At 66.1% G+C, this 13,604-nt stretch carries 15 protein-coding genes; 7 read left to right on the top strand and 8 right to left on the bottom strand.

The window, feature by feature from the left end; all coding sequences use genetic code 11:
- The first annotated feature begins 9 nt into the window (after positions 1–9).
- Genes FQU96_RS33515 through FQU96_RS33500 form a run of 4 tightly spaced genes read left to right on the top strand, consistent with a single transcriptional unit; the run spans position 10 to position 3,197 of the window.
- Entirely contained in the window at positions 10–759 is a 750-nt protein-coding gene (locus FQU96_RS33515) for an SDR family NAD(P)-dependent oxidoreductase (protein ID WP_146545759.1), read from the top strand.
- A complete protein-coding gene (locus FQU96_RS33510; RefSeq protein WP_146545758.1) occupies positions 752–1,909 on the top strand; it encodes an acyl-CoA dehydrogenase family protein in 1,158 nt (385 codons plus the stop codon). Before FQU96_RS33515 ends, FQU96_RS33510 begins: the two co-directional genes overlap by 8 nt.
- Positions 1,910–1,917: 8 nt before the next feature.
- Positions 1,918–2,418, top strand: coding sequence for a MaoC/PaaZ C-terminal domain-containing protein (locus tag FQU96_RS33505; protein WP_146545757.1), 501 nt, complete (start codon positions 1,918–1,920; stop codon positions 2,416–2,418).
- Entirely contained in the window at positions 2,415–3,197 is a 783-nt protein-coding gene (locus FQU96_RS33500; protein WP_146545756.1) for a citryl-CoA lyase, read from the top strand. The genes FQU96_RS33505 and FQU96_RS33500 overlap by 4 nt, the downstream gene beginning before the upstream one ends.
- Positions 3,198–3,209: 12 nt before the next feature.
- Here the strand turns inward: FQU96_RS33500 and FQU96_RS33495 are convergent, their stop codons facing one another.
- Complete coding sequence (locus FQU96_RS33495; RefSeq protein WP_178130868.1) at positions 3,210–3,788, bottom strand: SH3 domain-containing protein; 579 nt, start codon at positions 3,786–3,788, stop codon at positions 3,210–3,212.
- A gap of 195 nt (positions 3,789–3,983) precedes the next feature.
- Between FQU96_RS33495 and FQU96_RS33490 the strand changes: the two genes are divergently transcribed.
- On the top strand, positions 3,984–4,976 hold the full coding sequence (locus FQU96_RS33490; protein ID WP_146545754.1) for a D-glycerate dehydrogenase: 993 nt from the start codon (positions 3,984–3,986) through the stop codon (positions 4,974–4,976).
- Between the two features lie 17 nt (positions 4,977–4,993).
- On the opposite strand, the gene FQU96_RS33485 is transcribed toward FQU96_RS33490, so the two are convergent.
- The 7 genes from FQU96_RS33485 to FQU96_RS33455 form a co-directional block, all read right to left on the bottom strand.
- The gene (locus tag FQU96_RS33485) at positions 4,994–5,443 is read right to left on the bottom strand and encodes a hypothetical protein (protein ID WP_146545753.1); all 450 of its coding nucleotides are present in this window, start codon (positions 5,441–5,443) and stop codon (positions 4,994–4,996) included.
- Between the two features lie 68 nt (positions 5,444–5,511).
- Positions 5,512–7,140 carry a fatty-acid--CoA ligase gene (locus tag FQU96_RS33480; RefSeq protein WP_146545752.1) on the bottom strand — a complete coding sequence of 543 codons (1,629 nt, stop codon included), beginning with the start codon at positions 7,138–7,140 and terminating at the stop codon, positions 5,512–5,514.
- Positions 7,141–7,280: 140 nt separating this feature from the next.
- Positions 7,281–7,730 (bottom strand): nuclear transport factor 2 family protein, encoded by a 450-nt coding sequence (locus FQU96_RS33475; protein WP_146545751.1) that lies wholly within the window; start codon positions 7,728–7,730, stop codon positions 7,281–7,283.
- Positions 7,731–7,810: 80 nt separating this feature from the next.
- Positions 7,811–8,368, bottom strand: coding sequence for a TetR/AcrR family transcriptional regulator (locus tag FQU96_RS33470; protein WP_178130867.1), 558 nt, complete (start codon positions 8,366–8,368; stop codon positions 7,811–7,813).
- A 172-nt stretch (positions 8,369–8,540) separates the two neighbouring features.
- On the bottom strand, positions 8,541–9,416 hold the full coding sequence (locus FQU96_RS33465) for a YihY/virulence factor BrkB family protein (protein WP_146545749.1): 876 nt from the start codon (positions 9,414–9,416) through the stop codon (positions 8,541–8,543).
- A 12-nt stretch (positions 9,417–9,428) separates the two neighbouring features.
- Positions 9,429–9,818, bottom strand: coding sequence for a Zn-ribbon domain-containing OB-fold protein (locus FQU96_RS33460; RefSeq protein ID WP_146545748.1), 390 nt, complete (start codon positions 9,816–9,818; stop codon positions 9,429–9,431).
- Positions 9,819–9,826: 8 nt separating this feature from the next.
- Positions 9,827–10,960 (bottom strand): thiolase family protein, encoded by a 1,134-nt coding sequence (locus FQU96_RS33455; protein WP_146545747.1) that lies wholly within the window; start codon positions 10,958–10,960, stop codon positions 9,827–9,829.
- A 221-nt stretch (positions 10,961–11,181) separates the two neighbouring features.
- Here FQU96_RS33455 and FQU96_RS33450 point away from each other — a divergent pair, with 221 nt between their 5' ends.
- Together FQU96_RS33450 and msrA are read left to right on the top strand one after the other, a co-directional pair.
- The gene (locus tag FQU96_RS33450; RefSeq protein ID WP_146545746.1) at positions 11,182–12,651 is read left to right on the top strand and encodes a 1-acyl-sn-glycerol-3-phosphate acyltransferase; all 1,470 of its coding nucleotides are present in this window, start codon (positions 11,182–11,184) and stop codon (positions 12,649–12,651) included.
- Between the two features lie 52 nt (positions 12,652–12,703).
- Positions 12,704–13,378, top strand: a complete 675-nt coding sequence (gene msrA / locus FQU96_RS33445; protein WP_146545745.1) for a peptide-methionine (S)-S-oxide reductase MsrA — start codon at positions 12,704–12,706, stop codon at positions 13,376–13,378.
- The last annotated feature ends 226 nt before the right edge of the window (positions 13,379–13,604 follow it).

Below are 13,604 nucleotides of genomic sequence, written 5' to 3'. Positions count from 1 at the left end.
GGAGAGATCATGGATCTGGGACTCAAGGATCGCATCGCCATCGTCACCGGCTCGGCGCGCGGCATCGGCGCCGAGACGGCGCGCATGCTGGCCGGCGAGGGCATGGCGATCGTGGTGAGCGACATCGACGGCGACGGCGCTGCGGCCGCGGCCAAGGCCATCACGGACGGTGGCGGCAAGGCGATCGGGGTGCGCTGCGACGTGCGCCGGGAGGAGGACGTGCGCGCCATGGCCGGCGCCGGCCGCGACGCGTTCGGGCGCATCGATGTGCTGGTCAACAACGCCGGCCTGGTGAAGGACCGCAGCCTGCTGAAGATGGACGAGGCCGACTGGGACCTGGTGCTCGACGTTACGCTGAAAGGCGCGTTCCATTGCTGCCGCGCCGTGCTGCCGGACATGCACGCGCGCAAATGGGGCCGCGTCATCAACATCACGTCGCGGGCGCTGTTCGGCAACCCCGGCCAAGCCAACTATTCGTCGGCCAAGGCGGGCCTGGTGGGCTTCACGCGCGCGCTGTCCCTGGAGCAGGCGCGCAACGGCATCACCGTCAACGCCATCGCACCCGGCTTCATCGAGACCGAGTACATCCAGAGCCTGCCCAACTACGCCCATGTGCGTGAGAACGCGTTGGCGAAGAACGCCGTGCCGTTCGGCGGCGAGCCGCGCGACATCGCCTCGGCCGTGGCTTTCCTGGCCTCGACGCACGCCCGCTACATCACCGGCACCACCCTGTTCGTGACCGGAGGTCGCTATGGATGAGGTCGATGCCGACGGCCTGTCGCTCGAGCAGCGCCTGCTGCGCGACAATGTGCGGCGCTACCTGAAGGAACATCTCGCGCCCCTCATCCAGAAGAGCGAGGCGGAGAAACGCTTTCCCTTCGAGGCGATGACCGGGCTCGCCGACTTCGGCTACTTCGGCGGCTACCTGCCCGAGGACGCCGGCGGCCTTGGCCTGGACTACCTGACCTGGGCCGTGCTGATGGAGGAAGCCGGATATTGCTGGCTGTCGCTGCGCGTGCTGCTGAGCGGCCTGAACATCGTCTCGGGCATCATCAACGCCTGCGGCACCGAGGCGCAGAAGGAGCGCTTCATGCGGCCCCTGCTGCGCAACGAGCGCCGCACGTTCGTGTCGATCTCCGAACCCGGCGTCGGCTCGAACGTGGCCGAGATCAAGACCCGCGCCGACAAGCACGGCGATCGCTACGTCCTGAACGGCAGCAAGCTGTGGATCACCAACGGGATGTTCGCCGATTTCGGAATCGTCGTGGCGCGCACCTTCAGCGACACCTGCGACGGCGGGCTGTCGCTGTTCCTGGTCGAGAAGGCGCAGACGACGTTCGACTATCGGCCGGTGGAGACGATGTTCGTGCGCAGCACCGGCACGGCCGCCTTCACGTTCGAGAGCGCCGAGATACCGGCCGCCAATCTGCTGGGCCGCGAGGGTGAAGGCCTGAAGCAGATCCTGATCGGCCTGAATTTCGGTCGCCTGAACGTCGCCATGGGTGCCGTCGGCGCGGCGCAGTGCGCGCTCGACCTGTCGATCGAGTACGCCCGCACCCGCACCCAGTTCGGCCGACCGATCGCCTCCTTCCAGCTGGTGCAGAAGCACATCGTCGACATGACGATGAAGACGCAGGCCTCGCGCGCGCTGGGCTACCGCGCCGCGCACGCCATGCAAGCGAGTCAGGCGCGCTCGGAATGCTCGATCGCCAAGCTCTATGCCACCGAGGCGGCGCATCAGGTCGCCAACCTGGCGCTGCAGGTGCATGGCGGCATGGGCTACGCCACCGATTACCCCATCGAACGCATCTTCCGCGACACCCGCGGCGGCATGATCCCGGAGGGGACGACGGAGATCCAGACCCTGATCATCGGCCGCGAGATTCTCGGCATTTCGGCGCTGACGTAGGAGACAGCATGAGCAACCCATCCGTCATCGACGCGGTATCGCAGGCGTCGATCTATTGGGAAGACCTGCCGGTCGGCACCCGCTACATCACTTCGTCGCGCACCATCACCGAAGGCGACGTCGCGGCCTTCGCGGCGCTGACGGGCGACTTCAACCGCCTGCATGTCGATGCCGAGTACGCCAAGGCCAGCATCTACGGCCAGCGCATCGCGCACGGCATGCTGGTGGCGTCGTTCATGGCCGGCCTCACCTCGCGCTCGATTCCCAACCAGCTGATGGAGGGCGCGCTCTTCGGCGTGCTGCAGAATACGCTGAAATTCCCCAGGCCGACCTTCATCGGCGACACCATCCGGGTCGAGATCGAGGTCGTCGAACAGCGGCCCACCAGCCGGCCCGACCGCGGCCTGATCGGCTTTCTGCGCAAGGCCATCAACCAGCGCGACGAGGTGGCCGCCGAACTCGGCGCGACCTGCCTGCTGAAGCGCCGCAACCCGGCGGTGGCGTCATGACCGCCACCGTCGTGAAGACCGATATCGGCTATACCACCACCGACACCATCATGGTGCGCGGACTCAACCTCGCAACCGAGATCATCGGCACCTTCGACTTCGTCGATATGATCTTCCACACGGTGCTGTCGCGCCGGCCCAGCCCGCAGGAAAAGGCGATGGTCAACGCGCTGCTGGTGACCACGGCCGACCACGGCATCACCCCCAGCTCGCTATCGGCGCGCCTGACCTATATCGGCGCGCCCGAGGCGCTGCAGGGCGCCGTGGCCACCGGCCTGCTGGGCGCCGGCAGCGTGTTTTTGGGCACCATGCAGAACGCCGCCGAGATGCTGCGCGACGCCGCGCGGCCGCTGGCCGCCGATGCCGACGACGCGGCGATCCGCGACGCGGCACGCGACCTGATCCGGCGTCACAAGGCCGAGCGCCGCGCGATCTACGGCGTGGGCCACCCGATCCATGTCGATGGCGATCCGCGGGTGCCGGCGCTACGCGCGGTGTCGCGCGCCAACGGCTTCTTCGGCGTTCACTGGCGCATCATGGACATGATCGCCGAGGTGCTGGCCACGGAGCATGGCAAGAAGCTGCCGGTGAACGCCGTCGGTGCCATCGCGGCGATGGTGGCGGCCATGGGGCTGGATCCGCTGATCGCGCGCGGCCTGTCGCTGGTCGGCCGTTCGGCCGGACTGCTGGCCCATATCCTGGAGGAGAAGGAGGCGCCCATGGCCCGCGAGGCCTGGGAGCTGGTGCTGCGCGCCGACCCGCGCAACGTGCTGCCCTGACGCCAAACGGCCTCAGTTCACGATCTCGCCCTTGTAGGCACCCCAGACTTTGCTGCGCTCGACCCAGCCGACATGGGGGCCGACCTGCACGCGGCACCATTCGCCGTTGCAGGATTTCACCAGGCAGATCACCTCGGTCTGCAGGCGGGCGATCTCGGTCGCGTTGGTGGCCGGGGTTTTGTACAGGATCGCTTCCTTGGCCGAGACCGTCACCGAGCGCTTGCCGGTCAGCAGGCTCTGGTGCACCCAGCCGCCGGCGCCTTGCCAGTCACGGATCTTCCGCCAGTTCTCGTACTCCGCGACGATCTCGACCGGCATGGACTTGCGCTTGAAGACCCAGTCGATGGGGTAGCGCACGTTCGGACCGGTCCGGACGTTGGTCTCCTCGGACCGCAGAGCGGCAAAACGCGGCAGCGGCAGGCCGGTTCCCTTGCGCAGGGGCGGCGGGACATCGGCCGCCATTCGCGATCCGACCTGCTGCGCCAGGGCGGGCGACAGGCCCGCGGCCAGGATCGGAAGACATGCCAGGGACGCCGCGACGACGGCCGCTCTGACGGCGGCGCGGGGCGCGACCACGCGGGAACGCAACATGGACCCCTTATACCGCATGACGGACCGCGCGGCCATCGCGGACCGCCCGACAAGCAGCCGGAATCGTTGACGAAACACCGCAACCCGGCAAATGCCGCACAGGCTGGACTCGCGGCACGCCCCTTGCTATTGCCGGTGCGGGTGCCGCACGCAGGCAACGGCATCCCAAGACACCCTGGGCCCGCCGGAGCCGCTATGCCGTTTGCGCAGAAGAAGCCGCTGGTGATCGTCACCCGCAAGCTGCCCGACGCGATTGAAACGCGCATGATGGAGCTGTTCGACACCCGGCTGAACCCGGATGACAAGCCGCTCAGCCAGGCGCAGCTCGTCGAGGCCGTGAAACAGGCCGACGTGCTGGTGCCGACCGTGACCGACCGCATTGACGGCAAGGTCCTGTCGCAATCGGCGCCGCGGCTGCGGCTGATCGCCAGTTTCGGTACCGGCGTCGACCACATCGACCTCGACAGCGCCCGCCAGCGCGGCATCACCGTCACCAACACGCCGGGCGTGCTCACCGAAGATACCGCCGACATGACCATGGCCCTGATCCTGGCCGTGGCCCGCCGGGTCGGCGAGGGCGAGCGGCTGGTACGGGCCTCGAAATGGACCGGCTGGGCGCCGACGGCGATGCTGGGCGCCCGCATCTGGGGCAAGCGCCTGGGCATCGTCGGCATGGGCCGCATCGGCCAGGCGCTGGCGCGCCGCGCCCGCGGCTTCGGCATGACGATCCACTACCACAACCGGCGCCGGGTCCATCCCGACATCGAGCGCGCGCTGGAGGCGACCTACTGGGAGAGCCTCGACCAGATGCTGGCGCGCATGGATATCGTGTCGGTGAACTGTCCGCACACGCCGGGTACCTATCACCTGCTGTCAGCACGCCGGCTGAAGCTGCTGCGGCCGACCTCGATCGTGGTCAACACCGCGCGCGGCGAGGTGATCGACGAGAACGCATTGATCCGCATGCTGCGTGCCAAGGAGCTGGCCGGCGCCGGCCTTGACGTGTTCGAACACGAGCCCGCCGTCAGCCCCAAGCTGCTGGAGCTCGACAACGTGGTGCTGCTGCCGCACATGGGTTCGGCCACGCTCGAGGGCCGCATCGAGATGGGCGAGAAGGTGCTGATCAACATCAAGACCTTCGCCGACGGCCACAAGCCGCCGGACCGCGTCTTCGCCGCGATGCTGTAGGCCGGCGCGCGGCGGCGTCAGTTGCGGCAGCGCACCTGCCAGGGACTGTCGTTGCCGCCGGCGACGAATTTGCCCTCGGCCACGAGGACTTCACCCGTGGTGCGACGCGACGACCACACCTTGATCCGTTCACCCGCCTGTCGCAGCTCGATGTCGAGCTGGCGTCGGTCGCTCTGATTCTCCTGGAGATAGGCGATGCGATCCGCCCCGCGGCGTTCGGCCTTCAGGATCGTATAGACCGTAGGCGTGGAACGGGGGCCGTTGTCGTAGGTGAGGGTTACGGTACCGTTGGCCGCGCGGGCATAGATGGTGCGCGTGTTGCCCCGCTCACCGGCGGCCATCGTGCAAACCTCCGCCCATGTACCGAGGATTCCGGCGTCGCGCAAAACCGACTCCACCGTCTGTGCGCCCGCGGTACGGCCGATGCCGAGGAAAAGCACCAGAACGATCAAAGCCGTTCTTTGCATCATGCGCCTCCCGATCCGATGGCGCAGATCATACACCTCATCGGCGGACGGAGCATCTATTGCGCCGCTCAAGCACCCGGCGTCGGCAAGCGATAGTCTTTGAAGCGGTCACGCAGCGCCGTCTTGTGGATCTTGCCGGTGGCGGTATGCGGGATGTCATCGACGAAAACGACGTCGTCAGGCATCCACCATTTCGCGACTTTGCCGTTCATGAAGGTCAGAATGTCGTCTCTGGTGGCGCTCTTGCCCTCATTCAGGCGCACGATCAGCAGCGGTCGCTCGTCCCATTTGGGATGGTGGATGCCAATAACCGCGGCCTCCGCGATGGCGGGATATCCCGCGGCCAAATTCTCCAGATCGATTGACGAAATCCATTCGCCGCCCGACTTGATGACATCCTTGGCCCGGTCGGTGATTCGCATGTAGCCGTGGTTGTCGATGGTCGCGACATCCCCGGTATCGAAGTAGCCGTCGTCATCGAGGATACTGACATTCATACGGTAATAGGCTTTCGCTATTGCCGCGCCTCTTACCTTGAGGTGACCGGACGTCTTGCCATCCCAGGGCAGCGCACCGCCGCGATCGTCCGTGATCTTCATCTCCACGCCGAAGGGTGCGAAGCCCTGCGTCTGCAGGATGTCGAGCCGCTGTTCTTCGTCTGCGTCCTGGAATGGCGATTTGAGGCCGCCGACCGTGCCGATCGGACTCATCTCCGTCATACCCCAGGCATGACGGACCCCTATCCCCCGATCCAGGAACGCCTTGATCATGGAACGGGGCATGGCCGAGCCGCCGCACGCCACCATCCGCAGATCCGGCAGCTCGAGGTCACGCTCGCGCATGTGAACGAGCAGCATCTGCAGGACTGTCGGAACGCCCACCGTATAGTTGACCCGTTCGGCCTGTAGCAGCTCGTAGACGGACGTGCCGTCGAGCTTCCCGCCCGGCATCACCAGGCGCGTACCCATCGAGGGCGCCGAGAACGCAATGCCCCAGCTATTGGCGTGAAACATGGGCACAAGCGGCATGATCGTGCCGCTGGCGCCCGCACCCAGCGAGTCGCCGGCATTGGCCATCAGCGTATGAAGAACAGTGGAGCGATGCGAATAAAGCACGCCCTTCGGATCGCCCGTGGTGCCGGACGTGTAGCACATCGCCGCGGCAGTGTTTTCGTCGAACGTGTCCCAGACGAAGTCGCCGTCGGCCGCCTCGATCCACGCTTCGTAGGCCACGGCATTCTTCAGCTGCGTGTCCGGCATATGAGCGTTGTCGGTCAGGACGATGTACTGCTCGACGCTCGGCAGGCGACCGGCGATCTGCTCGAGGATCGGCAGAAACGTCAGGTCGGTGACGACGATCTTGTCCTGGGCGTGATCGATGATCCACGCGATCTGGTCGGGAAACAGTCGCGGGTTGACGGTGTGGCACACGGCGCCAATGCCCATGACGCCATACCAGACTTCCAGGTGACGCCACGTGTTCCAGGCGAGGGTGGCGACACGGTGCCCGCGTTTGATGCCGGCGCGGTCAAGCTGCTGGGAAACCCTGCGGGCACGGGCATGGATCTGGGCATAGCTTGTGCGGTGGATCGGGCCTTCGACCGATCGCGTGATGACCTCCTGCTCCGCGTGGCATCGCGCTGCATGTTCGATGATCCGATGGCACAGCAGTGGCCAATCCTGCATCAGACCAAACATTTTAGATCATCCCTGTTGGTGTTTCATCGGGCGCACGCAAGCGCGCCCCGAAGCGTTGCCCGCCGGGTGTCGTTTCTCGTTCCCATGTTTCGAGGCGTGCGCTGCAGAGCAACGGCTGCAGCAGCGCACGCAGGCGAACGCTAGGGGCGAACGCCCTCGCCCGTCAGCAGGCCGGCGCGACTATAGGCAGCCCGCATCTGGCTGCCGTTCACGTACACGTCCTTGCGCGTGACTTTGTCCGCCCCGTTGACCGTCACAACATCGAGCATTTCGATCTTGACCGTGAATGGCCTCTTCTCGGTGTCGACCAGATCCATGACCATGAGCCATTCGATCACCCAGTGGTCGGCGCCCGCGAAGAAGCGCTTTTCCTCCATGCCGAATTCATACTTGGCAAAGAGTTCCACGCAATGCCGGCGCAGCGCTTCCCGACCGATGACGGGCTCCGATCCGTCGTGAACGCAAAAGACGGTGTCGTCCGAATGGAGTGAGGCAATCAGATCGGGATCACGCGTTACCCACCCGACGTGATACCGATCGAAGACGCTCTTCAGACCAGGGCTATCTTCAACGACCTTGGGAATCGCCATCGTATCCTCCGCTTGATTGTCGTGGGAGGATGTTACAGACTCTAAGTCGGTAAATCAAGCGTCTTGACCACACCTGAAATTCACGCCCGTGACGTACCCTTCTGAAGGCCACTGAGCATATCTTTCAACATGGCGCAGTACAGTCGCGCGACCTCCAACGGCTTCGCCGCCGCGCCGGTTTCCAGGGCGGCCTCCATCACGGCGCCATCGACCAGCCGCGCCGCCGCATCGACTTCGCGGGGATCGGCCTGCGGTCCCATGATTGCGACCAGGCCACTGTGGATGGACGCGAAAAAGTGGCGATCGTCGATCTCCCGCCAGCGCTTCAAGCCCAGCACGACGGGCCCATCGATCAAGATCAGGCGATGCAATCCCGGCTCGCTGGCCGATTTCAAGTACGCCAGGATATTCGTTGCGATGGTGTCGGGCGTCCGCGGCCCCGGGTTGGCGTCGAGCCTGGCATTCAGTTGACTGGCCAGTTCCGACTGAACGCGATCGAACACCATCTCGAAGATGGCCCGCTTGGATGAAAAGTGATGGTAAACGCCGCCCTTGGCGATACCGGCCGCGGCAGCGATCTCATCGATGCTCACGGGGTCGAACCCCCGCGCCATGAAGAGATTTCGGGCTGCGCTCACGATCGCATCGATCGTCGCCGCTGATCTTTCTGATTGCCGTGCCATGATCGCCCGTATGCGCAGATCCTCGATGAATCACCGAACGCCATAGCCCCGGGCGGCCCTGCGCGCAACGACACCATGCGTTTCAGTTAGGAAGTTGCCGACCTACAGTCTGTAAATATGATCGAGATCACCCCTCACCTTCCGTGCCCGGCATGCCAGCGTCGCGCGCATCCAGCGCATCGCGCGTGGCGCGTCCGACCTGGCCGGCGACCAGCACGATGATGGCCGAGTAGTAGACCCACACCATCACGGCGGCGAGCGCGCCGGCGGCGCCGAAGGCGCTGGCGAGCACGCTGTGCGCGAAGTACCAGGCGATGGCGGCGTTACCAATCAGGAACAGCATGGCCACCACAACGCCGCTGATCAGCGCGAACCGCCAGCGGATCGGCACATCGGGCAGGAACTTGTAGATCAGCGCGAAAAAGCCGGCGGTGACGCCCAGCGACCAGCCCTCCGACAGCGCCGAGCCGAGATACTCGCCCAGCCACGGCAGGCGGCGCAGCACGCCATCGTAGGCGGCAATAGTGGCCGTAGCGGTGAAGACCAGGATGAACAGCACACCGATCAGGGCCATCAGCCCCAGCGCCAGCAGCCGGGAGCGGATCTCGGCCAGCACGGGATGGCGCCGCCAGCCGCCCGACGGACGCCAGATCACGTCGAATGCCGAATCCAGTTCGACAAAAATCGCCGTGCCCGAATAGAGGATCACGGCGACGCTGATGATTGTCGTCCATGTCGAGCCGCCACGGAACAGGCCTTCCTGCACGGCGCGGCGGATCACCTCGAGGTTCTCGACGCCGATGGCCTCCGACAGCCCCGCCATGATCGCTTCTTCGGCCGCCATGTGGCCCAGGATCGGGTCGGCGATGGTGATCATCACCAGCAGGATCGGCCCGACGGAAAACAGGGCATAGAAGGCGATGGCGGCCGCCATCGATGTCAGGCGGTTCTCGAAAAAGCCGTTCCAGGTCGCGACGACAATGGACTTCAGCAGGTGAAGCATGCCGCAGCCGCCTCACGCCGCGGCGGCGAAGCGCGGCACTGTGCGATCGCCGAACGGCACGAACATGGCCCGCACGCGCGCACCGATCGCCAGCGCCGGATCGGCATGCGCCATCAGGCGCACGCCTTCATCCAGATCGACCAGCGCGATGGCATACGGCGCAAACGGCTGCAGCGCCGCCGACGGCGGCCGATGCACGACGGTGATCGAAAAGATCGTGCCGGTGCCGGCTGCTGTCCGCGTCTCGACCCGTGTCGAGCCGCAGGCCGTACAGTGGCCGCGAGGATAGAACTGGGCCGTGCTGCAATCGGCGCAGACCTCATACCCGATCCGCCCCTGGGCGATGCCCGCCCACCAGTCCCGCGCGAGCGGATCGGTGGAAAGCGTCGTTGTGTCCGTCATCGTCATCCTCACACCCGCTCCAGCACCATCGACACGTGCGACGACATCACGCCACCATCGCCATGCACGAAACCGATCGTCGCGTTCTTCGCCTGGCGCTCGGCCGCACGGCCGGCAAGTTGGCGCTGGGTCTCGATCAGATGCGCAAGGCCACCACCCACGCCGCAATGGCCGAATGACAGCAAGCCGCCGTGCGTATTGAGCGGCAGGTCGCCGCCGACCTCGAACCGGCCGGCGCGCGCCGCCTCGCCGGCACCGGCCCGGCGCACGAAGCCGATTTCCTCCAGCAGCATGGCAAGCGTGATGGTGAAGGAGTCGTAGACCGCGAGGTAGTTCATGTCGGCCAGCCCCATGCCGGCGTCGGCGAGCGCCCGGTCGGCTGATGCCTTGGCCCCCATGTCGGCCCAGTCGCGCGCGCAGGAAATATGCTGGTGCAAGTGGGCTTGGCCGGCGCCGCGGATGCGCACCCGTGCCGCCGACGTAGGATCGCGCGTGATCACTGCCGCAATGCCGCCATCCGAAACCGGGCAACAGTCCAATAGACGCAAGGGCAATGCGATCGGCTTGGAGGCCATCACGTCGTCGCGGGTGATCGGTGTGCGCAAATGCGCATCGGGGTGTCGTCCGGCGTGGCGGCGCATGACGACCGCCAGTTCGGCGAGATCGCTGTCCGTGACGCCGAACTGGTGCATGTAGCGCGCCGCCAGCAGGCCGTAATAGGCCGGGATGGTCGCGCCGTAGGGCACTTCGTAGTCGGGATGGCCGGCCTGGGCCAGGGTCTGGATCGACTGGTCGCGGCTCTGGCCGCTGGCGCGATTTTCCGCCGCCACGATCAGCACGGCGCGGCAGCGGCCACTGTCGACCAGAATCTTGGCCAGCATGGCCATGGCGACGCCGGTGGCACCTCCGGCCTGCAGCGCATGCGCATAGGCCGGCCGGATGCCGAGGCGCTCGGCGATCACTGTCGCCAACATGATGTGCGGCATGGTGGTCGCATAGCCGGTCAGCAGGCCATCGATGTCCTTGGGCTCCAGGCCGGCATCGGCCAGGGCCGCCTGTGCTGCCGTCGCCGCCAGGCCCATCGTGGTGCTGCCGTCGATCTTGCCGTAACGCGTGTTGCCGACACCGGAAATGAAAGCCATCGAGCCACCTCCCGGGCCGACCATAGCCCGCCGGACGCGCGCTACTCCAGTGTCCACCTCTGCCGCAAGCGGGAGAGGTCGACGGGCGCTCGGCGTCCGGCGGGTGAGGGCTTCAGGACGGGGTGGGGCGTTCGTGGCCCCTCACCTTCCCATCGCGCTTGCGCGCGATGGGCCCCTTCCTCTCCCGCTTGCGGGAGAGGAGACAATGCGTACAGTGCGTCATGCACGAGCCGGTCGCGGTACCGCTGTGGCTGTTCCTGCCGATCGCGGCCTTTGCGCTGTGGTCGCTGCTGGATCGCCTGCTGATCCCCTCGGCGCGCTGGGTGCTGCGCCGGCGCGTCAACCGCCTGATCGATCGGGTCAACCAGCGACTCCAGGTCGAGATCCGCCCGTTCCAGCTTACCAAGCGCCAGGTGCTGATCGACCGGCTGATCTACGACCCGCAGGTGGTCACCGCCGCCAACGATCATGCCCAGGCCATCAAGGTGCCGCGCGAAGTGGTGATGAACGATGTGCGCCGCTACGCCAACGAGATCGTGCCGGCGTTCAATGCCTATTTCTACTTCCGCATCGGCTACCTGCTGGCACGTGCCCTGGCTCGCGCGCTGTACCGGGTGCGCCTGGGCATCGCCGACGACAAGGCACTGGCTGCGGTGAACAACGACGCCACCGTGGTCTTCGTGATGAACCACCGCAGCAACATGGACTACGTGCTGGTGGCGTTCCTCGCCGCCGAGCGCACGGCGCTCTCCTACGCGGTCGGCGAATGGGCACGGGTCTGGCCGTTGCAGACCCTGATCAAGGCCATGGGTGCCTATTTCGTGCGCCGCGACTCCAACGATCCGCTCTATCGCCGCGTACTGGAACGCTACGTGCACATGGCGACCGAGGCGGGCGTGGCGCAGGCCATGTACCCCGAGGCAGGTCTGACCCGCGACGGCAAACTGCGGCCGCCGCGGCTGGGCCTGCTCGACTACGCGCTGAAATCGTTCGACCCGCACGGCCCCCGCGACATCGTGTTCGTGCCGGTGGGCATCAACTACGACCGCGTGCTGGAAGACCGCACCCAGTTGCGTGCCGGCGATCCTGCCGCCGAACGTCGCAGCGGCGGCTATGCCATCCGCACCACCCTGCGGTTTGTCGGCCGCAACCTGCGCCAGATGCTGAGCGGCAACTGGTATCGCTTCGGCTATGCCTGCGTCAATTTCGGCGTGCCCGTCTCCACCCGCGCCTGGCTCGCGCAACATGCGGGGCAGTTCGGCGGCGACCTGCGGACATTGCCCAAGGAGCGGCGCTTCGAGGCCATCGGGCTACTGGCCCAGGATCTGATGACGGCGATCGGCACGGTCGTGCCGGTGCTGCCGGTGTCGCTGGTGTCGACCGTGCTGCTGGAGGCCGAGCGGCCAGTGGACGAACTGGAGCTGAAGGCGCGCTGCCAGGTGCTGGCCGACGCGCTGCGCGACGGCGGCGCGCAGATCTACGTGCCGCGCGACGATCGCGACTACGCCATTCATGTCGGTCTGCGCATGCTGCGCCTGCGCCGGCTCGTCACCGTGAACGACGATGGGCTGTACAGCCCGGCCGAGGCCGAGAAGCCACTGCTGCGCTACTACGCCAATGCCATCGCCCATCTGCCGCGGGGTCCCGATTCAGCCGCTCACGGGCCATCAAATCCAGCCCATCGCCATTGACCCGACGCCCGGTCGGGCACAAGTTGGGGTTACAGGATTTCAGGAGGTCGCCATGCTGACGTCGCTGTTCGGCAAAAAGGTCAAGATGCCAGAGCCGGAGCGCGCGCTGCCCGGCCGCAAGACGCTGGCGTTCGACGTGCCCGACACGCATTTCGTCAATGGCAACCGCATCCAGCCACCGTTCCCGGCCGGGTTGGAGGAAGCCATGTTCGGGCTGGGCTGTTTCTGGGGCGCCGAGCGCAAGTTCTGGCAGGCACCGGGTGTCTACAGCACCGCGGTCGGCTACGCCGGCGGCTACACGCCGCATGCGACCTACGAAGAGGTGTGCTCCGGCCTCACCGGCCACAACGAGGTGGTGAAGGTCTGGTTCGATCCCACCAAGACATCGTACGACGCACTGCTCAAGGTGTTCTGGGAAAGCCATGATCCGACCCAGGGCATGCGCCAGGGCAATGACATCGGCACGCAGTACCGTTCCGGCATCTACACGTTCTCGCCGACGCAGAAGGCGGCGGCCGAGATGTCGCTACGCCTGTACCAGACGGCACTGCAGACGCGTGGGTTCGAGGAGATCACCACCGAGATCCTCGACGCGCCGCCGTTCTATTACGCCGAGGACTATCACCAGCAGTACCTGGCCAAAGTGCCCAACGGCTATTGCGGCCTGGGCGGCACCGGCGTGTCCTGCCCGATCGGCGTCGGCGTGCAAGTCCCCGCGGCGGAGTAGCGTCGCCAGCACATCATCGTGCTTGCCTCTTGCATGAGGTGAGCGAGAACATGCCGTTGCGAAGTGACGTGGGCTTCGCGACAATGCTGCCGCGCGGCGACAGGATGATACCGGCTGTTCACAGCGGCCTTCCGACTGCCGACATACGTGGCGACTGCTCACCGCTCGCCGCCCGGTGCCGGGCATCGGCTGGTCAACCGCACGACCAGTCTCGCGAGTATGAGAA

The sequence above is a fragment of the Reyranella sp. CPCC 100927 genome (genome assembly GCF_007859315.1).
In the GTDB taxonomy this organism is placed as follows: Bacteria; Pseudomonadota; Alphaproteobacteria; order Reyranellales; family Reyranellaceae; genus Vineibacter.
This window is presented reverse-complemented; position numbering and strand designations above follow the sequence as displayed.